We start from the raw sequence: 22593 nt of genomic DNA on the forward strand, positions 1-22593 counted from the left end.
ATCGGGCTCCTACGTTGTTCGATAAATTCAATCCGACTTACTTTTCTTCTCCAAGCCGGCTATCATCGCCAGGCTGATATCCTGAGTCATGACTTTGGATATTGAAGAATTGTCGAACTCCTTCGAAATAGGTCTTATAATTAACCGTTTCACGGGAATTTTCTGGTATAGAATAGTACATAACACTTTCCTTGCTCTGAGCATGATTCATCATCAAACCATGGCCTACTTCGTGGCAAAAAAGATGATATAGGTGCTTCCAAGCTCCCGACCCCTGATCAGTTTCTGAGCCAGTTCGTGATGCAAAGTTCTCGGTATCAAAAAGTAGATCCATAGAATACACAATTTTAGACTGGGTCTCGGGATACTGGCTCACCTTCATCTCTTGAATGGAGGTACCATAAGCAAGGATATTTCTCTGAGCCTCAAGATCATTCTCAAAACGGATAAAGGAATTTGCCTCATCATCATACTCAGTCAGAAGTAAAACTTCTTGACCAACATCTTCGTTATATTGATCCATCAGGGCGATTGCTGTTTCTTGAATAGCTGGATCATCACTTTGGATCATAAACTTAAACTCTTGTACCTCAACCGGTACGTTACTTCCACACGCAGACAAAACAAAAATTGCAGCCATACAATAAATCGACTTCAGCATAAGAACCTCTAGCAGCAACAGAATCAAAACAGAATTAGCAACGACACATTTCAGAGCTCAGCTTCGAAAGCTGGTACTTCCCTAAGAGCAAGGACGATACCAGGGGGATACCAGTCTCTGATTTTGCTATATACCCCAGTAATAATTGACTTTATTCGCTTGAATTAGGTTCTTAACGAAACTTGGAGGGCACAGAAATTTGATTGCTATTCTGTTTTGGTAGGATGCCCAAGAATTTTTACTCAATATTATCAATATACTATGGATTAACAGGGGAATATGAGCCATGAATTTCCATCACATTTTGGCTGCGTTCTAGCTTAGCTACTCGTCTAGATTTTCGCTAAATGTCGCGATTCCCTCTCTTAGTCGATCCTGCAAACATACATATTATCAGTAAGTTATTAGCAAATATTTTTGCATCTAGCAGGATCTGGGCAAGATTCCTATCGTTTGCCTAAAGGCTTCCCTACAGTTCTAAGGTTTGAAGCGGATCTGAAGACCACATGTGACTTCGTTTAGGCAGGGCAATCGTGGGAGAGCAAAGAAGCCGGCTGGACGCCGGCCCTTATTGTAAATGAATCTAGTACTAGAACTTTGCAGAGAGCCCCAAGCTGTACTCGCGGCTCTTTTCTTTAAAAGCTGTCTCACGACCCTCTTGCTTATATTTCGAGTCAGCATCAAGAATATTTTTGACCTTAAAGCTGAGCTTATAGTTTTCAGCGAAGGCCTGACCCACGGTGAAATCTAGCTGAGGTAGCGGCTGCTCATAAACATCGTCAAAGGGTTTCTGACCTACAGTCGCAATCCTGGGCCCCATTTGGTTAAATAGAAGGCCTAGCTCTGTGTCAGTCTTAAGGTTGTCGTAGAAAAGATAGAGATTGACTGCATAAGGTGACTGACCTTGAAGTGGCCTGTCATCATTGGTCTGAATCCCTTGCTGATCCTCGCTTAACCTCACTCGCGAATACATGTAGGCAATATTCCCACCAGTTTTGAAATTGTTCGCCCAAGACCCCATAAACCCAAGGTTCTTATGCCACTCGACTTCAGCACCGTAGGTTGTTGCTGCCTCTGCATTGTTATATTTCAAGTATTCTGAGCCATTAACAATACTCACCTCGATAGGCTTTTCAAGATTTTTATAGAAGACAGCAAACGAAACACTTTCATTTGCAAGACCATACCACTCCCAGCGAGTATCGTAAGCATCGATCACAGTTGTTTCTAATTCTTCGTTCCCTTGGATAGAATCTCCGGTTTCGTCATCGATGTAAGGAGCAGGCGAAAGTTCCCTAAAGTCTGGTCTCGCAAGAGACTTGCTATAGGCGAATCTAAGCTGCATATCGGTGCTGAACTTCCAAGTGGTATTGAACGATGGCAAACTATGATCGTTCACCAATGCTGCTAATGCTGGTTGATTATTCGGGGCGTGCAAGTCGAAAGTCTTAACAAACTGGCTAGACTCCTCTTGGCGGAGACCACCGCTTATAATGACAGTATCAAAAAAATCAAACTCCAACTGTCCATAGGTTGCTTTCACCTCTTGCTGGCCTCGGTAGCTATCCGTTCCCAAGGTCAACTCTTTAATAACAAAGCCATCTCGACCAATGTTGTCTTCGGCAAAAATTGTTTCCAGATCCTGCTGCAATAGCTGAGGCGACACAGTGCCAGCTAAGTCGTAGCCATAGCGCCTTGTCTTACCATTTCGTTTCCTCTCGATCTTGTGATAGCCAGTCTTTAAGGTCAGACCAAAGCCGCCAAATTTCTGAGGAAATGTGAGATCAACCCCCATCTCATCATTATCGTCTTTCATCTCACTGAAATTCCGCTTATTGCCACCCTTTCGCGTGTTAAACTCCCAACGGTCATTGTTGATCTGGTAGCGGTACTCCCGAGTATCCGGCTGATAAAGCTCTGCATCAGCGACTCCGTACCTCCAGTCGAGTTTCAGATCTCCTAGGAATGGCATCGTATGAGATCCCCAATACTGCCGAAGAATCATTTCTCGTTCCTGCCACTTCAGGAAGTATGATCGGAACTCTCCATCCCAGTTTTCATTGTTACCTTCAGAGAAATAGGTTTCGTCCGAGGTTCTACGTAATAGGGATGTGAACATACGCAGCTGATGATGCTCGCCTAGGTCAAAACCAAGACTACCAGTAGCACCGATTTTAACCAGTCGCTCGGTTTGATTAGATTCGTAGTAGGGATCTTTCTTGTACTCAGGAGCTTGATATTCAGCCTTGCGTTGCACATTTGTTTCCCATTCGTCGCCATAGATTCCACTGGCAAGCCAACCAAATCGCCATTTGCCACCGAGATTATAGCCGTCTCCCATCGATAGAGACATTCCGCGACTAACTGGGAGTTCAATCTCTTGAACGTTATAGTTATTCGGTAAGGAACGTCCAATCAGTTGCATTTCCTCAGGACTAAAGCCATCTACATTGGCAAGGCTCCGTTCCGTTAGCTTCTGGTCATTCTTAGTTGCCACCCTCAAAAGACCAGGGAGACGGCGGGTGCCATCATCGTAGCCAAGCCAGTCACGATCTCCTCCATCATAGCTCAGACCATCATTGCTACCAGGTGCCGCTGATACCGACATAGAATACTTGACAAAGAATTCTTCTGGCAACGATGTTGTCTTCAACTGGATATGCCCACCCCCAAATTCTCCCGAGTATTCGGAAGAGCTGGTTTTCACTACATTAATACTTTCTAGAATTCCCGTAGGAAACATATCGAGCGGGACGACTCGTTTCGAAGGATCTGGAGAGGGTAAATTGAAACCATTAAGGAATGTGGAAACATAACGCCCCCCCGTTCCTCGAATGTAGGGATACTTGCTATCAACAAGCGTAAGACCCGTAACTCTTCGAATTGCCGAGGCTGCATCACTGTCTCCAGCCTTCTTCATCTGCTCAGCACCGATCACATCAACAACTTCAGATGATTCGCGACGGTCATCCATCAGGGAGGACATGGACCCCTTGATATGAGGAGCGGTGACAACAAATTCTTCAAGCTTGATACCAGTGGGAGACATGGCGAAGGTTTGAACATCGCTTTGACCATTCACTGCGACCCGATCCATAGAAAGGGTATTAAAGCGAGGATGGACCATAGAAAAGCTCAACTCCCCCTGCGGTAGATCCAGCTTAAATCGTCCCTCATCATCGGTGACAGACGACTCTTGCAGGCCTCGTATGTAAACTCGCACACCTTTGATAGGCTGCCGATCGACCGAGGACAGTATGCGACCCTGAAACTCCGTTTTGGGTCCGTCTAGAGATATCCGGAGACTATCTTGCTCCTCCTTAGGTTCCGCAGGCTGCTCCACCGAAAAATCTGGCTGGAATCCGTCTTCCAGATTAATTAGTATCACAGTTGGTTGATCTTTAACGATCTTAAAGGCTTGCCGGTAGGATTGATCGTTGAATTCGATTTGCAAGATATGGTCACCAACTGGAAGGCTGGTTAAGCTTGCACCCAAATCGCTTGTTTTAATCTTCGTTTCATTATCAATGACAATAGCGAAGCCTTGCTTCGGACCACCGCCTTCAAAAACTGTTACATCTAAAAAACCATGCTCTCCAACGCTTGCAAGGGCACGGGGCACTGCTAGCAATAGTAGCAGCGCGAATACTCGACTAAAATTCATTGCTCGTTTCCCTTAAACGCAGTTGAGTGAACTCTGACAGTTTGCAATTTCTTTACGCAATGCCACAGCCTTCTTGAACAAGCCCGGCTCGGTGATTCTAGCCAGATGCTCTTCCACCTTATCCAGTGCTCCTGTCTTAAAGTAAGCATAAGCCAAGGCATATCGCAGCTCTTCTTGCTGCAATAGACCAAGTCGATCAAGTTCCGGCTCCGTGAATGTTGCGGATTCATAGTCACCCATGGCAATGAGAATCGCGAGACGTTGGCGAAACTTTTGTTTTTGATCTTTGATCTTATGATTTAGTGACATGGCCAGCCCATAGGTCCCTGCACGACGATAGAGTTCTGCCGCTTCGAAAATGTACTTTTCGTTGAAGTATGAGGCCTTTTCAAACATCTGTGCTGCTGTTAAAAGCTTATCTCGTTTCATGTAACTGTATGCGAGTTGAATCAGTACATTGGGGGAAGATGGATAACGAAGCCTTAGTATTTCTAAAAGCTTGATAGCCTGCTCATGAGCCCCTGCGTTTCTAAGACCAGCTGCAATCGCCATCTGATCATCCATGGCAAAAAGGTTCTTCCCGATGATCTGGGCTCCCAACTGGTAGGCTTGTTCCAATAATCCCTCTTCGATCATCCAAGTCAGACGCAGCCTCATAAACCTAAAATCATCCTGAAAGCGTTCTTCACCCCGCGCCATCATTTGCCAGGCCTGGGGTTTCTGATTAAGGCTCCAATGAGCCCGCCCGCGAATAAGATAGATCGATGGTATGGAAGCACTCAGGTCATCAACTCTTGCAAATACTTTGAGAGCCTTTTCATACATCTTCAGTCCATAGAGCGCCTGTCCCTTGTAGATATAGACATAGCGATCTTCGGTTCCGCCTTCAATGATATGATCGAAGCTCTCCAAAGCTGCATCATAGTCTTCCTGGTACAACCATAAAAGACCTCGAATGGTTTTGTACTTTTCGGTCTCAACCTCATTCGGTGGAACTTTCTTCAGAATCTCTTCAGCTCGTTGATAGTCACCATCACGCATCAAGCGCCCGGCAAGGCTGAGATAGTCTACACCTTCTTGGTCTTGGGCGAATGTTGGCACAGCTAAGCAAGCCATCATGAGAGCCATTAAGACCTTCTTCAAAATACTCATAGCTGGCTCCTAATTAAGAGAAAACTTTATGGTTTGCTCGACCCAGACCGCAACACGACGACCTTTATTCATTCCTGGTTGGAAATTCCACTGTTTGACCGCTGCAAGTGCAACCTGATCGAAAATTCCATCGGGAACGGACTCAATTACCTGAGTCTTCTCAACCTGACCTGCCGCGGTTACCAGCAGGTTGATGGTTACATAACCCTTGATCCCCTTCTTCCTTGCAAACTCAGGATATTCGAGGGACGCGGTTTTCGTTACCACAGGTGGCTGTTCTACAGTGTCTGCTGTCATAGCGGCATTCTTAATATCGTCGAGCAGATCACCACCGAGAGCATCGCCATCCAACCATTCATATGACTCTAAACCAAAACTAGAACCAGCAAGAATGCTGTCAAGATTAGGATTAATATTGTCGGGCCGTTTTCTAGGCTTAGGCTTAGGCTTCGGCTTCACTTCGTTCTGAGATGTCTTTTTGGGAGTCTTGTTCACTGCAAAGTGAGTGCTTTCCGTTTTGGGAGCTAGATCTAGCTCCACAAGCAGGCGATTTAAACTCAAGATTGCAAATACAACGAACAGGGGACCTAATACAAAGAAACATCCAGCGACTAACTTCTTAGAAAAAGTGGTACGCTGACTCATATTATGCCCCTGCCTCCTTCTCAGTTGCGACGCCAACATCTTTAGCGCCTCCCATCCGACACTGATCGACAACTTCGATTAGTTTCTCTGATGGAACTCCCTTGTCTGTTACAACAAGAATGGGCTTCTCTTTATTGGACGACAAGATTTCTCTCACCTTACTTTGCAATACCCAAGGCTTGGTAAGCTGTTCATCTACATAGATGTCGCTATTAGCATCAATATAGATACGAACTGACTTTGTCGACGCTGCCGTGGCTGTCGATGCCCCAGGGCGGTTGAGGTCTAACTTCATGTCCTTATTAAAGGTGGTACTCACCATGAAGAAAATAAGTAGAATGAAAACCATATCTATGAGGGGCGAAATATCGATACCCTGCATCTGTTCTTTTTTTCGTCTGAGTTTCATGTTGGTCCTCTATATTTGGCAAACAACTTCTTGCATTTGGTAGATTTCATCCCGCAGAAGCTCTTCCCGGCGTTTTAGGAATCGGTCACACAACAAGCCAGGAATTGCAATGATCAAGCCCATCTGCGTTGTGATTAAAGCCTGAGAGATTCCTCCTGCTATGCCACCCGACTGAGTGAATAAAGTCATATCTCCCAGAGATTCAAATGTTTCAATCATGCCAATAACCGTTCCTAAAAGCCCCATCAACGGAGCAGTCATCACTAAAGTTTCAAGAAGGGGGCGGTGTCGAGCCAGCTCCCTCTCAAATACTTTGGACTCTTCTGCTAGCACCGACTTGAGGCTAGTATGAGACTTGAACATGAAATACGTCTCTGCCGCGTTTCTAGCAGCACGAATCACAACTGAGTCGCCCTGAAGCTTGTCGGCTAAAGCATCTTTGACAAGTTTTCGAATCGTGCCCTGATAGCCACGATTTAGATTCATCCATCGATGAGCGATGGCATACCACATTAGGGCACTTGAAAGAAGCAATGGGATAGTCACCCAGCCTCCCATTTGCAGGAGGTCAAGGCTTTGGTTTATTAGATCCATGGCACTGATCTCCTCTTCCTAGGCCTTGCTAAAAGCATTGCTCACACGAAGAACAAGCTTTTCCATATCACCCTTTAGGTTTTCACCCCAAGATGTCAGCATGTTTCCTAGTAAGAGTGCTGGAATTGCTACGATAAGACCCAACATCGTCGTCACGAGTGCTTCGGAGATACCACTTGAAAGCAGCTTGGGATCGCCCGTACCGATTTCTGTGATGATATCGAAGGTCGCAATCATTCCCGTGACTGTTCCCAAAAGACCTAGAAGAGGTGCTACCGCGGAAACTACGAGGATGAATGTACTGAAGCGATCAATCTTATTACTTTGCTCTATATATCCTTCGGACACGATATCTTCGAATTTTGGACTACCAAGATTTCGTAGTGCCAAGCTTACAAGGCTAGCCGTCGACCCACCAGCTTTCTGACACATTTCTTCAGCACCTGAAAAGTCGTTCTGGGCAAGGTATTGCTCTAAGTTCCCTTCTACGGTTTTTTGTGAAGACTGCGCCTTACGTAGGATCAATGCTCGAATCGCGATCGTCAATAAGGCCACGAAGCCCAGTCCGGTGATAACCCAACCGATCATTCCACCAGCTTGGAGCGTGTCCATAATTTCCTTAGCCTTGCGGCTCTCATAGTCTTTTTCTAAGGAGTCAAATACGAATAGCGAGATGCTATCGCTTTGGTTTTGATTATCTGGTACCGGGATTCTATTTCCTTCTGGAGAGATCCAGACTTTTAGCTTACCTAATCCCGCTGGGGCAAGAGCGCCTGATCCTGAATCACTTTTTCCAAAAGCTGCCACCTGACCAATGTATTGAATATCTCCGGTAACCTTACGACCATCAGCAAGAAAGAACTCTCCTGTTTCCTGTCTCACTTGGTTAAGATCACTTAGAGCTCTAGTTCCTTGCTGAAAATTGAAGCTTAACTTCTCGACAAACCCCTTACCGTCATCAGCGACTTCGTAACCAAGCTTTTCTAAACTTGTGTTCGATTGAAGAAGGGTATTTTCTAAGTTTGCTTTTTGCTCATCAAAGTCGATCAGCTCTCCTTCCAAACGAGTCAACTCTCTATTCTTCTGTTCAACCTGTGTTTTCAGTTCGAAATGTCGTCTCTGCAACGAGCCGATACTTTGATTGACCTCGTCGATAGTCTTCTTCGCGTTTTGTTCTTGCCTGCGAAGCCGTTCTTCTAACAGACTTTTTTGCTTGCGAAGAAAGATAAATTCTTTTTGATAAGCTTCTTCCAGGCTTGAAACTTGTAACTCTGGTTTCTTAGTTTCTCGGCCCGCCTGATTTTCTTGGCCAAAGGAGTTGCTGGCCATGGCTGTCATTAATAGGCTTAGTGTGATTGCTCGTAACATTATGTTTGATCCTTATATGAACTTGGGGAGTGTGAATGAACCAACGCGAATTTGCTTTTTAAGAGAAACAAAGAAGTCTTCAATTTGTTTTTGCTGGGCTTGCCCTTCGACAGTAACAAATGACCATTGCTCATTGTTTCTTATGTACTTGCCAAATTTTCCGTCTGGGCTCTTGACAAGCATTCCAAGCATGCCGATTTTTGCGACTTCACAAAGCTGCTCGTCACCATCGATTGTTAATACCTGCTTATAGAGGCCAACATCCTTCTGGAGACGTAATTCATCTTCCACAAAGGCCCAAAGCATATTTGCTGCTTTATATGGCGAAAGGCTTTTATCTCTGAGTTTGGCGTCAATATCATTGAGAGTGGCAAGCCGCTCATCACCCTTAAACGGCAGTGATTGGCTCACATAGGATCGTAGGTCAGCTAATGCTGTTTCGGTAAATGACGTTAGATCAGTCTCACCACTAAACTTAGTACCTAGGTCTTCCCGCATATCCGAGATTTTTTGATTCAACTGCTGGAGCTGAAGAGATTCACGCTGATTGGTCGCTGCCAAGTCTGCCTTCATGACGTTCAGCGACTGGAGCTTGGCTTGGTGGCTTTGCTTTTGCTGTTCAAGTTGATCGTGCAACGACTCCACCTGACTACGAAGCTCTAGCAGCTCCTCGGCAAGATTGTTTAAGTTATTACCATAACTTAAACTAGGAATCAGGATACTGGACATAAGTGCTAATCGTAACATTTTTCGAACCCTTTACGTAAAAAATGGAAGAGATAATTCTCTTCCATGAAATAAACTTCGCTAGCTTCCAGCCCCGAGCTGAGCAGTCTCAGCATCCTCGAGCATTTTCACGATCTCTTCAGGCACCGAAGGATGATATTGTTTGGTCCAGTCTGAGACTCTTAGGGTCCCTTGAACAATCAAACTGACATCCAGTCTGATAAGGAGCTCGATGACCGGCTTTTGTCCCTTAGGCACAGCTATGGTAAAAGCTGTGTTTCGCCCTCTCTTCGCATCTTTATTTGCCCCGATATCAATAAAGAACTGAATTTGATCAAGCTTGGCTGTATCGACCGCATTGAGAAACTCCTGATCGAGCTTTGCTTGCTCAATCGAGCCTTTATTGAAAAGCTCCACAATTAGGTCTTGCCCCTTTTCAGTCGCATAGTCGATTGCTCCTTTGCCGCGTTTATCCGTATCATACGGAGATATTCCCGCGTCGAAAAAATACTTTACCAGGGCCCAGTGATTAAATTGAGTCGCAATAATAAGGAGATTTTCACCATTATCGCTTTTCAAATCTAGATATTCAGTTTTGTCAGCAAGAGTCTTTTGTACAAGTTCTATTTCACCCTTTTTGACAGCTTCAACAAACTCTTGTTCTGGTGTTTTTTCAATGACAACATCATCATTGTCAATACCATCACCGCCACCTAGATTCGTATCGCCACCATCGGTGCTATTGTCACCTTGGTTGTCCCCACCAGCTTTATCTCGTTCAAAAAAGTCATCTGGAACATCATCGTCAGCACTGTCTTCGCACCCTGTGAACAGAGCTAGTGTAATAGCCACTAGCAAGATACGCTTGATCACATTCATTTCGTTACCCTTCTTAGATTTTACAAGCTATTGCTTAGTCACATTGAATTCTCGGCGTTGTTGTCTTCGTCTCTCAATCGTCGCTGTACGGGAGTACTATCTCCTCAATCATTCCTCGACGCCTAGCCGAGAATTCAATGTGACTAAGCACTAGTTACGTTCACTCCAAAATGGAGAAGGCTGGATTAAATCCAGCCTATCCCCTTAGTTACGAGCACTGGTTGTCCAACCAACCGTCCAATCACTTGCAGCGTCTTTAATTGCACCAATGTAATCAACTTCGTCGAAGTAGAAGTCGAAAGGTGTTACACCAGCACCTAGAAGAGGTGAACCAGCAGCAGGTACGTATCCATTTAGTTGAGGATTGGCAACTTTGTTAGTTGCATTTCCTAGGAACCAGTCTTGGATGTTGAATACGTCGCCAGCTTCTAGTTCGAAGTTCTTAGCACAGCTAACCACTGTGCTTGAAATCTTAACTTGTCCGAAAGTCTCCGTATCATCGATATCGATACAAGAATCTTTGAATCCAGTAACAACTGTGTTCATGATGTCGGCACCAGTACCACGGCGAAGAAGCATTCCAGCTCCACCTTTAGCAGCTTCGCTAGTTGTACCAATGAACGTCATATTAGAAAGAGCAGGATTAGAACGAGGCTGAGCGTTTTGAGGAGAGCTTAGGTTATCAGCTTCGATACCATTGTTAGCTTCGTCGCCATATTGCTCAACAACTACATACTGAACTTTTCCTGTCCAACCATTCACCCAATCAAGTGAGTCATCACGGTTTCCAGTAAGATGGATATGCTTAGCGTTAACTGTACCACCGAAGAACTCAACGCCATCGTCAGCGTTCATGTGTACTTGAATGTAGTCAACAGTTGTTCCAGCACCCACACCTTGGAAAGCGATGCCGTTCAGCTCGTTTTCTGGAGTGATTTCGTTTCCTGCAAATTCAACTCGAACGTACTTTAGAACACCACTGTTATCAAAGGCATCGTTACCACCGTATAGACCAGTGCTACCTTCGCCTTCTGCTTCACAAAGCGCTACGTTGCCGCAGCCGTTGATTGGAGCATTACCATTGATGATGAGACCGCCCCAGTCTCCTCGTCGACGCTCGCCAACAGCTTTTGATGAGGTGAAAACGATGGGAGCTTGCGCAGTCCCTTCAGCGAAGATCTGCGATCCACGATTGACCACTAGGAAGTCAGAACCTGACTTACCAACGATCTTTGCGCCAGGCTGAAAAGTGATAGAGGCACTCTCAGTGTTATCACCACCGATGAAAACACCACCTTCTAGAACCCATACTTTATCTGCACCTAGAACCAAGTCGCTCTTGTAGGTTCCTTGAAGGGCACAAACTTCCTTGTTGTCGATCTTAAAGGACTCAGCCTTTGTTCCAGCTGGGCATGCAGCATAAACAGAACCAGTCGCAGTAAGACCCGCAGTTAAAGCTAGGATACTCTTTACTTTCATAATGGACTCCTAAAATTTTAATAGATACACCGTCTGGGTTTGACGCCAGATGTATATCAGGGAGCCCCCTTAGACAAATAAAGATAATATGAATCTGAGTTAAAAGAAGATCCGTAGCAGGTTTCTGTTAAGAAGCTATAAGTTGACTGAATAGCCATTTTTTAGCTCTAAGATTTAGATTTGTGAATTCTATATGGAGATAAAATAAAGGAAATATAAATAAACTGTGCTGACGACACAAATAAACAATCTGGCGAAAGAGATCGCAAGAAAAGGGGTTTTAATTGTTTAGACCCAACGCCTATTATTGACTTCTAATGTCATTAAAGGTGGCCTTTTAGATAGCATACAAGACATAAAAATACCCTTACATTTCTGTAAAAATACCCCTTTCATCTCCTTGTCAATATTACCGGGGAACTTCTAGGATAGCCAATTTTTATAGGGATCACAGCGTCACACCCCTTTCGCCAAGCATAAACCTAAAGGGGATTCATATTTGACGAATATTTCTATCATTTTCGGTAAATAGTTGGTCACAAGCACACATCTTTTCTTTCGAGAATTTTGAGATCAGATCGCTTAAGGCTTGTCACTTTATCGAGACTGGCTCTTGCTTTCTTAAAAAACTCAATTCTGTAACATGACTTACTAGCCTGATTGGCCTTTGATTTTGCGAGAGCCTTTTTTTCGATGAAGAAACAAGTATAGATATCGTCCTTACCGATCTCTTTTGAGGGGTGTACACAGTACTTTTCATCCCGAAATTGCTTATCTTTGACCTTGAAGTCGATTCTTAAGCCTCCTCGACCGTTGCAATCCGCATAATTCTTCAGAATTTTAGTCAGTTCCACAGTCACAAGCTCTTGATCATCTGTCTGAAAGTGATAGATGAAGTCCTTGAAATTAAATATGAGAGTATCCTGAATCTCACCAGACTCCACCTTGCTTTTGATGACGTAACACATATTGGTCTTCTTAGCCTTCATCATAGTCTTGTAGGCCAGGGGTGAATTCGGGAGAATTTGCCCACCCACCACGGTGCTTAGGCATATGCACAACCCTATGAGATACGGGATCGCTCGACTCATTACAGACTCCTGACGAAGTTTTTACAGGGCATCGATCGGTTATAAAAGGGACTCGCACTAGGAAAACTTTGCCGTTTGCCAACTATGGCATTGATAGTTTAGGGCGGAGGAATCATGGCTAAAACACGATCGATCTTCTTGATTTCAGGATGGGTATCAAAATCGATAAAAGTCAGAATTTGCTTTTTTAGTTTGAGAAGAAAGTTTCGGTACTGTTGGCTTTGAGCATTGGTAGGCCGGTGCTCCAACGAACGTAGGACCTTATCCCATCGCTCACACAGCTCAAGAGTCGGAGTACTAATACAGCTCTCCGTAAAGCGCTGCCATATATAATCGATGGCTAGACGACTGGGATGCAGCATGTCATCTTCATAGAATCGATAGTCTCGCAGATCATCGATGAGAATCTCATAGCTTGGGAAGTAATGGACATTGGCAAGACTCTCGCTAAGCCTGTGACTTGCCAACCTGAGAATGGCCTTACTCACTCCGTTGAGCTCGAGGGTGTCCTTCACATGGCGAATAGGGCTAACCGTCAGAATAAACTGCTTTTCTGGAAATTGAGCAAAGAGGTTTTCGAATCGCGCCACGATCGAATCAGGCTCAAGCAAAATTTTTTCAAATAAGTTTGGCTCCTGCTTATGACAGTTGGCAATCACCGCACCAGTTTCCTTATAACGATAAGCGAAGGCAGTTCCCCAGGTGAGAAGAATCACTTCGGAAGCTAGGAAATGCTTTTCCATAGCATTTTGAGCGTCAGTGAGGAGACTGTTTAGTTTTTCCTGACTCAAACTATAGATATCTGAATGGACATCCAATTGGTAGTAAAGCTCGTCGCGTAAGACGCAATGCAACTCGTTAAAGACCTGGCCTTCAAGACAGCCTTCAATTTGCTGAATCATGCTGATAGGGTTGAATACAATTCCAAGTGGGCTCAACTGACAATTGAATTTGAAGCGTTTCAAACGTTGCCCTATCTCCTGCGCAAAACAAGAACCCATGGAAAAGAAGGATTTGCTATGATCCCAATGGGTGACTTTGATTTTTGGGACAAGTTCTGTGCGAAGGTTGTTCAAGCTTAAACTCCTAGCCGGTTGAGTAAGTCGGGATCTTTATTAAGACTCAGTGCTAGGCTGAGCTTTTTATACTCGTGGAAGCAAAGGTCCGCCAGCTGCTGGGCCTTGCTTCGTACAAGCCAACGTCCCGCAGCACACCAAGCCAGCATCTCCCACTCAAGGGAGCCTAAAGAAGGCAGGCTCGGCAACAGATCTCCCAAAGCTTCAATTCTTTTTAGCAATGGGCGCTCGTAGTCATAACAGTCCTGTAAGCACGCTACAAGTTCATAGATACGAGTGTGAGACTGATCTGAAAGGCCCTTGCGGCGCTTCAAATTTTTTACGTTGAGTTGTCTCTTCAGCCAAGCTCTACTCCGTCCGCTCAAGACCCAAAGATTAAACTCTATGATTTTCTCACTGTTATAGAAATCACCGCCCTTCTTAACAAGGCGATGAAGTTCACCAAAATCCTCGTGAACCTGCGCGGCTAGTAAGCCATGCTGCCAAACCCAGAACGGATCGTCCTGAGCCGATTCAGCCCAGGTGGAATCGCCTAGAATTCTTTGAGCCTGCCATTTTAGATGCTGTAGTCTTTTCAGTAGAACCGGGTCATTCGAAGCTTGCCCCTTGGCAAGCCAATCATAAAAGCCCGTTACATCCTGAACACGCCAACTGCTTTCCGCCATATCCAAAATGATTTCTGGATGCGCGATTTCTTGATTGGTGTGGCAAGCCATCCCGAGATTCCAGCGGGACGCCCAAATATTCGAGTCGTGCCGCGCAAGAAGCGAACGCAAGCGATAGTATTCTTGTTGCAGCGGTGCCAAGCGGTGGTGTTTCTGGTGAATGCCTAGCAGATTAATCAAGGCTGCTGCCATATCTAAGCACGATTTGAACTCACCTTCCGCGCTTAGTTGACTCATCTGAGACAAATAGTTGAGGTATAGCAAAGCCGAGCGGAGCCTTTCCTCATAGGACTGCCTATCGGCTTGATCTATGCTACTCAAGACGAAGTCGCGCAATTCTTGGAAACCTGACTCCTGGCCAAGCTCAAGAAGAACGCTGAAGCTTTGTGACTTGGGTTTGGTCAAAACCATACATCCTAGATCATTTAGTCTAGAATACAGGGTATCTCCCATTAGGCAAAGTGTGTTTTTCCTCGTACTGAGCACTCACCCTTGGTCCCAAATCACTTCGATACAAGCTCTGTTCCACACCACCCACATTCGGAATTCTCTATGATGTTGAAGGCTCAGCGGAGCAATGCCTGTAAGATAAGTTTCAGCTCTTTGCCAATAGCATATTCCAAAAAGGTAAGTTTTTCGGTGACTTCTTTCTAGATACTCAATTCATTTGGAAAACTAGGTCTGTCGGTTTCTTAACACCTATTCAAACTAAGGATTGCTCCACAGCTTTCGTAAAAATTCTGAATATCATTGATCTAAAAAGGCATCACATACTTAAAATCGAAGCTTTGCCTATCTGAGTTAAACTTCCGGAGGAGAGCCGGAAGTAATAAGAATATGTATTTATTGAATAATTCTATATTATTCAGGTTTGCAAAGCAAAACCCGAATCGTTTCCTATGTTTTTCCTCGATGGGCGCTCCCTGTAATTTACAAGGGAGCAGGAATGCCAGCATCAAAGCAAAATCATGATCTAGACCAATTCTTCAGCACGTTTCGCAGGGAACACAAAACCCAATGTCAAAAGTATGGAAGTTGGCGCCAGGCTGTGCGGCACCAATGGCAGTTCAAAGATTTGGCTCAAGAAACTCTGGAACGCGTATTTGCTTCACAACTTGAAAAACACATTGCTCTGCAAGCCACTAGCCTTAGTATTGGTTCCATTAATCCACTATTGAACTGGCAGTTATGTCCGTGGCGCAAACCGTACTCAATCATGTATTCATTGTCAGCTGATCAAAGGATACCTCCTGCACACCGCTTGCAAATCAATGTTAGAGTGGAAGCGGCTCTGCGAAAACACCAAGTGGAGCTGGAGGAAAGGTATCAAAATAAAATCCTAAGCCCTGTTGAGCATCTTATTGAGGCCTCACTTCCAGCGCCACTGGCTTGTTGGGACTCACTGATCGGCCTCTATAATCGCCGTTTTAAGCAGCTTGGTTTAGAGTTAAGAGCATGTTCTGAATTGGGCGAAACCTTGATACTTGACCCCAGAAGGATGCAAATTATATTTGATTGGCAGTTCTACCAACGCCAGGCACCCACCATTTTAGCCCATAGAGTTTTGCGCATGTCCTATCTCTTAGTAAAGGGAATGTGGTGCTTTCTTAGCCTCGATCCAGTCAAGGATATTGAACCTATCCTTTCTAAAAACGATTCACGGCTTGGGCTTCACGAGATTTGCCAATACTGGAATCAAACTTGGGATCGTATCTATCAAGAGCAACTTGCTGAAACACTCGATTTAGTAGGGATGATCGAGGAATGTTTGAATCAAGACATTTTTGAACTAGATCAAGAAGCTCTGCAACATGGGATAAGTATCAACCGCCGTGCTGGTTTTCTATTGCAAGCAAGCTGCGGACTTGCTCTATAGATGGATAGCAAAAAGGGAGCCTCTATGCTCCCTCATCATCAAGGGGAAACGCGAAACGCTGCAAGCGCAAAACAAATCCAGCCCACAATAAATGCAAGCCCACCGATGGGTGTGATTGCTCCCAACCATTTAATTCCGGTCAAAGCAAGGGTATATAAACTGCCGGAGAATATGATCGTGCCAATAATAAATGAGTAGGATGCAATCCGAACAAGATTGGATTCGATCCGACTTGCTAAGAGACCCACAGCTATCAACGCCAGGGCGTGATACATCTGGTAGCGCACCGCCGTTTCGAAAACTCCCAACGCATAATCCGAAAGCCGTGCTTTTAAGCCATGGGCCGCAAAGGCCCCTAGACCAACTCCCAAGGCACCAAAAATCGCTCCAATTCCTACCGAATTCAACCAAGTCATCGACACTACTCCCCGCTTCATAACAAAAAACCAGCTTTCTTCTCGAAAGCTGGTTTACCATACCTCAATAGTATCGGTTCTAACAGTAAGTCTTAGCCATCTGCTCTAGTGAGACTTGGCGAATCTTTTGCGCCTGTCCTGCTTGGCCAAATTGCGTCATACGCTGCTTACAGACTTCTTTCATAGCCGCTCGGGCTGGCTTCAAGTAGTAGCGGGGGTCAAACTCTCCTGGTTTTTCCATAAGAGCTTGGCGAATTGCCCCTGTAATAGCTAGACGGTTGTCCGTATCCACATTGATCTTGCGAACGCCGTGTTTGATGCCTTCTTGAATCTCTTCAACAGGAACACCCCAAGTTTGTTTGATATCGCCACCAAACTTGTTCACAATATCCTGAAGATCCTGTGGAACTGATGATGAGCCGTGCATCACAAGGTGTGTATTGGGCAGGCGCTTATGGATCGCTTTAACCTGCTCCATGGCTAGGATCGCACCATCTGGCTTACGGGTGAATTTATAAGCCCCATGGCTTGTGCCAATAGCAATCGCTAAAGCATCTACTTTAGTTAGCTCAACAAAGCGCTCAGCCTCATCAGGGTCTGTGAGAAGCTCTTCTTTACTAAGAGTTCCTTCAAATCCATGACCGTCTTCCTTCTCACCTTGGCCCGTTTCCAAAGACCCAAGGCAGCCGAGCTCACCTTCAACAGAGACACCGAAGGCATGAGCGACATCCACAACCTTTCGAGTGACTTCGGCGTTATATTCGAAGTCCGCTGGAGTTTTTCCATCTTCCTTCAAGGACCCATCCATCATGACGGATGTAAAGTTGTTTCGGATGGCTGAAAAGCAAGTCTCAGGGCTGTTGCCATGATCCTGGTGCATCACCACCGGAATGTGTGGATAAAGCTCTACCGCAGCCTGCATCAAACCGACTAGGTAGCGATCCTGAGAGTAAGCCCGCGCGCCGCGCGAGGCCTGGATGATGACCGGGCTATCCGTCTCGTCAGCAGCTTCCATAATGGATTGAATTTGCTCCATATTGTTAACATTGAAGGCTGCTACGCCATAATTATTTTCTGCGGCATGGTCCAGCAGTACGCGAAGTGGAATTAAAGCCATGACGGTTGCTCCCATAAGCTATTGTTTTCAACATAAAAGCTATACCGTGACCCCGGAGAAAAGACAAGGAGATGCATTTTCAGAAGAATTGAAAAAGCGCCTGACAAAGTTGTCGAGGCGCTAGGTGTAAATTTTTAATTGGATATCGAAGCCGAGCTTAGAAGCACATCCTTAGAGCTGGTGTACCACCAACGTCATCCGTGAACTCCTTGTTTTCGTCTACCTGGAAACCATGCGCTGCTTTACCTGGGCATACAAGGTTGTTGTCGTTGGCAGATGAAATAGCTTGGGCGTCGAATACTGAACGAGTTGAGTTCTGAACCAAGTATCCATAGCGAGGCACTGGTGCGGCTGCATCGGTACAAGGTGAAATTTCAAAACCGATGTCTTGAGCACCTGTTGGTACGTTGTTGCAGTTCACACTGCCATCAGCCTGGCGGCCGTAGCGAGCAAAATCAATGAAGGTGTTGTTGTCTAACTGATACGACTGCTCTAGTGTGTAAATGTGTGTAAGGTTATTTTTCGCCTCTCCCATTTTTGCTTTCGCTTGGAACTGACGGAAACGAGGCATTGCTAGTGTTGCAAGAATTCCGATAATCCCGACAACAATCATGAGCTCAACTAAGCTGAAACCTTCTTGCTGTCCCTTGATGCTAAATTTCATGAATCTCCCCTTCTCAAAACGCTATCACGGTTGGTATAACTATTTTTTCGGGATCTCCGTCTGCAGCCTTTACTCAAATCCTATTTTTTTTTCAGGGGAGATTTAAGCAGCTAAAAAAAGCTGACTTTCAGAGTCTCTCTTACCAGGAAATAGGATTTAATTTCTCTTACTCTCAGCGTAAGAATGATGGTTTTAAATTTTCTCTATTACTTTTCGATATTTATCTGCCATCGCGAACCGATCACGAAGCCACCCCCAAATCACCCATGACAAACAGCGCTGTTCGCCATTGATGCGGCAAGCCTTTAAGGCTTTGATTTCCATTGAGTCTGATTGAAAGTCCTGCTTATCATGAGGCCATCAAAAGTTGCCAAAAAGGAGAATTACAATGAAGCAACTCACTGGAACGCTAGCCCTCGGCTTTGCTCTCATGGGACTACCTCTGCAAGCTTCAGATGGCGGCAAAGACTCTCGAGTGGATGAGTTAAAGGATGAAATCGTCGCCATTGCTAGTGCCAACACCAGCCGCGTGGATAACTTCTCGCAGGTTCGCATGCAACTGCAGCCACTCGTAGACGAATTACTAGCGATCAGCACCGACCGCAGTGAGGCTGAGAAAATTAATCAAGTTGAAGGCGCTTGGCGCAACCTGTGGTCTGATCTTGGCTTCGGTCCCGGTACCAACTACGAACAAGTCTATCAGGTTGTAAGCCGCGACGGCTATTACTACAACATCTCGGAATCTAGATTTGGTGTTCTCAAGTTCACTGGCTTCTTGCGCGGCGCCTACACTGATGAAGGGGACTTTCTCGCTATTGAATTTACCAACAATGACATACGCTTTGGCTTTCCTGAGCCCGGTACAGATTTAGTGCAACTAGCGACGGACTTTGAAGAAGGGCAGCTAAAGTCATTACCTGTTCCCGGCCCGATTGGAGTCACCGGCGTTTTAATCAACGCCTATGTCGATGATGAGCTAAGGATTGTCACAGGTAATAATTCTGGTGAGATGGGGCAGGACTTGTTTATCCTGGAGCGTGTCGACTCTATTCTTCCATAATATATAGGCTAGTACCAAGGGCAAAGGCCCTTGGTCATCGTCTCAAGAACTAGCTAAGAGCTGCATATCATGTAGCAAAGCATCCACATCTTGCTCCTGGGTATCCCAGCTAGTAACCCATCGGACCTGATTGAGGCTAGCCTCCCATTCATAGAAGTTATATTTAGCCACCAGGGGATCGATCCACTGCCGTGGCAGCCGGGCGAAGATTTCATTGGCTTCTACGGGATATAAGATTTCCACCTGTTCCAGCTGAGATGCGCCGGTGGCCAGACGCTGAGCCATACGGTTGGCATTCAAGGCATTTTTTCGCCAAAGGTCATCTTCAAGCCACGCACTGAATTGCGCAGAGATATATCTCATCTTAGACGCCAGCTGCATGCTTTGTTTGCGATACCAGGGGAACGATTCCCCAAGGGCCGGGTTCAGCACGACAACGGCCTCACCCACCATCATCCCGTTCTTAGTTCCTCCAAGGCTAACAAGGTCAACACCACAGGCAGCTGTGATATCGGCAAAACGACATTCCAAAGCAGCTGCAGCATTGCTCAACCGTGCCCCATCCACATGAAGGAATAGGTTTCGAGATTTTGTGATCTCTGCCAAGGCTTTGATTTCATCTGGCTGATACACTGTACCCAGCTCTGTTGATTGGGTGATTGAAACCAAGCGAGGTTGGGAGGAATGAACATCACCAACTCGCTTCAGTTGGGACAACAGGCCTTCGGGGCTAAGTTTTCCCTGCTGATGGGGAACAGTCGCTACACGACATCCTGTCATTCGCTCCACAGCCCCGCACTCATCACAGTAAAGGTGGGCTGCATCAGTCGCGATAACCGCCTCGAAACTTCGACACGAAGCTTGAACAGACAGAACATTGGCACCTGTGCCAGTGAGCACAAAAAACACCTGTGCCTGGTCACCAAACTGCTCCTTAACCATCTCCTGTGCTTTTTCAGTAAACGGATCTGCCCCATACGAGCTGACGTGACCTGAGTTTGCAGCAATCAAGGCGTCGAGGACTCTAGGATGAACTCCTGAATGATTGTCGCTGCCAAATCCCATATAAAAATCCTTTCAAAAGTACGGCTCAACTATAGGTCTCGAATCTCGCGCTCGAAACCTGATGACAGAATGGGAAAGCGGCACCAGGACTTGGGGTCAAGGCTCACATCATCGAGATGAAAACTAGGAGCATATCTCTCCCGCTTCCATTGATTCCTGCTCCATAGTGTCAAGAATCGAATCAAATAGTCTTTCAGCTTCGCTTCGGTTAGATCCGGGAAGTCTGACTCCAACTTATCTAAAATTGAGTCTGGTCCCATTCTGTCACGGATAAAGTAACGTTCAATCTGAGCGAGGACTGCATAAGGCATCAGGTCTGCTTCGTCTGTTTGACCCGAGTCCTGTGGCCGTAATTCAGCAGTGGGCTGCTGCTCGTTGACGAGCTTGAGAGAGGCAATAGGCCCAAGCCCTTTTTCACATTCCGTCTCTGCCCAGCGTAACCACTGCCTCAAAAAGTGTTTGTCGATGCCAGTCAAAGGCGAGATGCCACCAGCAGAATCACCATCCATTGTCGCGTACCCCACAGCAGCTTCGCTCCGATTGCTGGTGGAAACTAGGATAGCCCCTTTGATATTCGCCAGTAGCCAAACCATCGGCGCCCGAGCCCTCGCCTGGATGTTTTGTAGAGATAGGTCATCTTTATCCCAGCTCAAACTACGACCTAAGACCGCCTCAGCATGGTCGACATAGCCATCCACCAAGCCTTGAACGTTCAGATGATGAAATTCAGAGCCGATTTCTTCCGATAGTTTCTGAGCGGCTTCGAACGTAACCGAGCCGCTGTTTGAAGTTCTTTGGTAAACAGTAGTCAGCAGGCTTTTGATCCAAACTTTCGGATCTTGGGACTTAATATCCTTTTTAAAGTATTGGTTCATTCGATCTGGACCCAGCTCTTTCAGGGCCTCGGCGACCATATGAGCTATGAGTGTCACACAAGCTGACGAGTCGCAACCACCACTCAATGAAACAACATACCCTTGACTCTTGGTCTTTCGAAGATAGTCAAAGAGAGCCAGCATCTCAGCCTGGAGAAACTCTTCTTCACGATTGGTTGGCAAGCGAACATCTGCAAGATGATCTTTTTGAAGAGGGATATTCTCGTAAATGGGGAAGACATCGCCATCCACTGTGAGTGGCAAAGGCGTACCCATACCCAGGTTGAAAGAGCGGTTATTCAGCTTGCCAACCCGCGCGATATCAAGATCCACATCTCTAATGAGAAGAGAACTTTCCTGAAAGCCAAAGCGAGGACCACGTGCCGCAATCTTGCCACATTCACCGATGAGGACCCCACCATCATAGATCATTCTGCCGTTTTCCAAACCAACTAGATTGGAATACACGTAATGCACCTGCATGGCACGACTGGCATCAGCCACCAAGGTTTCTCGGGTTCCGTACTTACCCATGGCGAAGTGAGAGGCACTAGGATTCATAATGATTTCTGTGCCTGAGATAGCCTGGGCCGATGGCCCCTGAGAGCCCCAGGCTTCCTCACAAATCTCGATACCAAGTCCAACTTTTCCAAATTGAAACCTCAGATCACCAAACGGGACTCTTTCGCCGTCGATGATTATCGTATCGGCCTCACCGAAACTCCAGACTTGAAACCACCGAGGTTCATAATGAACTCCTTCTCGGGGCAAAACTTTCTTCGGAATGATGCCTAGAATTTTTTGATTCTGAAGAACTGCCACGCAGTTGAACATCGCTCCTTGATAATAGACAGGCAGTCCGATGATAGCTGCGATGTCCTTGGTATGAGGCCGGATTTCCAGTAAGCACTCCGTAGCCCGGCGCGCTACATGCAAACTTAAGAACATGTCCTCACAGTTATATCCAGAAATCGCAAGTTCAGGAAAACACAGGGCAGCAACTTTCTTGTCCCGTGCTTCTTCTAATAAACCTACGATCCGCGCGGTATTTCCATCCCAATCCATGGGAATCTGATTCAAAGTTGCACCGGCAATTCTTAGTAATTCCATT

General features: G+C 45.8%; 20 protein-coding genes. 2 read left to right on the plus strand and 18 right to left on the minus strand.

All coding sequences use genetic code 11. The features are described 5' to 3' along the window. Positions 1–37: 37 nt before the first annotated feature. The 13 genes from B9N89_RS20135 to B9N89_RS20195 form a co-directional block, all read right to left on the minus strand. Positions 38–661: a hypothetical protein gene (locus B9N89_RS20135; protein ID WP_132322188.1), complete on the minus strand. Its 624-nt coding sequence runs from the start codon at positions 659–661 to the stop codon at positions 38–40. 589 nt (positions 662–1250) lie between these two features. Beyond that, on the minus strand, positions 1251–4325 hold the full coding sequence (locus tag B9N89_RS20140; protein ID WP_132322186.1) for a TonB-dependent receptor domain-containing protein: 3075 nt from the start codon (positions 4323–4325) through the stop codon (positions 1251–1253). 12 nt (positions 4326–4337) lie between these two features. Then, positions 4338–5477 (minus strand): tetratricopeptide repeat protein, encoded by a 1140-nt coding sequence (locus B9N89_RS20145; RefSeq protein ID WP_132322184.1) that lies wholly within the window; start codon positions 5475–5477, stop codon positions 4338–4340. 9 nt (positions 5478–5486) lie between these two features. Then, on the minus strand, positions 5487–6122 hold the full coding sequence (locus tag B9N89_RS20150) for an energy transducer TonB (RefSeq protein ID WP_159455514.1): 636 nt from the start codon (positions 6120–6122) through the stop codon (positions 5487–5489). A gap of 1 nt (position 6123) precedes the next feature. Then, on the minus strand, positions 6124–6531 hold the full coding sequence (locus tag B9N89_RS20155) for an ExbD/TolR family protein (protein ID WP_132322180.1): 408 nt from the start codon (positions 6529–6531) through the stop codon (positions 6124–6126). Between the two features lie 9 nt (positions 6532–6540). Continuing rightward, on the minus strand, positions 6541–7125 hold the full coding sequence (locus B9N89_RS20160; RefSeq protein ID WP_132322178.1) for a MotA/TolQ/ExbB proton channel family protein: 585 nt from the start codon (positions 7123–7125) through the stop codon (positions 6541–6543). Positions 7126–7143: 18 nt separating this feature from the next. Further along, positions 7144–8493: a MotA/TolQ/ExbB proton channel family protein gene (locus tag B9N89_RS20165; RefSeq protein ID WP_132322176.1), complete on the minus strand. Its 1350-nt coding sequence runs from the start codon at positions 8491–8493 to the stop codon at positions 7144–7146. A gap of 12 nt (positions 8494–8505) precedes the next feature. Then, positions 8506–9240, minus strand: a complete 735-nt coding sequence (locus B9N89_RS20170) for a DUF3450 family protein (RefSeq protein WP_132322174.1) — start codon at positions 9238–9240, stop codon at positions 8506–8508. 60 nt (positions 9241–9300) lie between these two features. After that, positions 9301–10098, minus strand: coding sequence for an ankyrin repeat domain-containing protein (locus tag B9N89_RS20175; protein ID WP_132322172.1), 798 nt, complete (start codon positions 10096–10098; stop codon positions 9301–9303). Positions 10099–10302: 204 nt separating this feature from the next. Beyond that, complete coding sequence (locus B9N89_RS20180; protein ID WP_132322170.1) at positions 10303–11577, minus strand: hypothetical protein; 1275 nt, start codon at positions 11575–11577, stop codon at positions 10303–10305. Positions 11578–12113: 536 nt separating this feature from the next. Further along, a complete protein-coding gene (locus B9N89_RS20185; protein ID WP_132322168.1) occupies positions 12114–12668 on the minus strand; it encodes a hypothetical protein in 555 nt (184 codons plus the stop codon). Between the two features lie 98 nt (positions 12669–12766). Further along, positions 12767–13744 (minus strand): GSCFA domain-containing protein, encoded by a 978-nt coding sequence (locus tag B9N89_RS20190; RefSeq protein ID WP_132322166.1) that lies wholly within the window; start codon positions 13742–13744, stop codon positions 12767–12769. Between the two features lie 2 nt (positions 13745–13746). Then, positions 13747–14814 carry a hypothetical protein gene (locus B9N89_RS20195; RefSeq protein WP_132322164.1) on the minus strand — a complete coding sequence of 356 codons (1068 nt, stop codon included), beginning with the start codon at positions 14812–14814 and terminating at the stop codon, positions 13747–13749. A 541-nt stretch (positions 14815–15355) separates the two neighbouring features. Here B9N89_RS20195 and B9N89_RS20200 point away from each other — a divergent pair. Further along, on the plus strand, positions 15356–16285 hold the full coding sequence (locus B9N89_RS20200; RefSeq protein WP_132322162.1) for a hypothetical protein: 930 nt from the start codon (positions 15356–15358) through the stop codon (positions 16283–16285). Positions 16286–16323: 38 nt separating this feature from the next. On the opposite strand, the gene B9N89_RS20205 is transcribed toward B9N89_RS20200, so the two are convergent. The 3 genes from B9N89_RS20205 to B9N89_RS20215 form a co-directional block, all read right to left on the minus strand. Beyond that, positions 16324–16701 (minus strand): DUF423 domain-containing protein, encoded by a 378-nt coding sequence (locus tag B9N89_RS20205; protein ID WP_132322160.1) that lies wholly within the window; start codon positions 16699–16701, stop codon positions 16324–16326. A 79-nt stretch (positions 16702–16780) separates the two neighbouring features. Further along, entirely contained in the window at positions 16781–17818 is a 1038-nt protein-coding gene (gene fba / locus B9N89_RS20210; RefSeq protein ID WP_132322158.1) for a class II fructose-bisphosphate aldolase, read from the minus strand. A gap of 157 nt (positions 17819–17975) precedes the next feature. Then, entirely contained in the window at positions 17976–18482 is a 507-nt protein-coding gene (locus B9N89_RS20215; RefSeq protein ID WP_132322156.1) for a type IV pilin protein, read from the minus strand. A gap of 388 nt (positions 18483–18870) precedes the next feature. Here B9N89_RS20215 and B9N89_RS20220 point away from each other — a divergent pair, with 388 nt between their 5' ends. Beyond that, entirely contained in the window at positions 18871–19542 is a 672-nt protein-coding gene (locus B9N89_RS20220; RefSeq protein WP_132322154.1) for a PAP/fibrillin family protein, read from the plus strand. A gap of 42 nt (positions 19543–19584) precedes the next feature. Here the strand turns inward: B9N89_RS20220 and B9N89_RS20225 are convergent, their stop codons facing one another. Together B9N89_RS20225 and nadE are read right to left on the minus strand one after the other, a co-directional pair. After that, positions 19585–20607 carry a threonine aldolase family protein gene (locus tag B9N89_RS20225; RefSeq protein ID WP_132322152.1) on the minus strand — a complete coding sequence of 341 codons (1023 nt, stop codon included), beginning with the start codon at positions 20605–20607 and terminating at the stop codon, positions 19585–19587. 29 nt (positions 20608–20636) lie between these two features. Then, positions 20637–22592, minus strand: coding sequence for an NAD(+) synthase (gene nadE / locus B9N89_RS20230; protein WP_132322150.1), 1956 nt, complete (start codon positions 22590–22592; stop codon positions 20637–20639). Between the last annotated feature and the right edge of the window lies 1 nt (position 22593).

This window comes from Pseudobacteriovorax antillogorgiicola (genome assembly GCF_900177345.1).
GTDB lineage: Bacteria > Bdellovibrionota_B > Oligoflexia > Oligoflexales > Oligoflexaceae > Pseudobacteriovorax > Pseudobacteriovorax antillogorgiicola.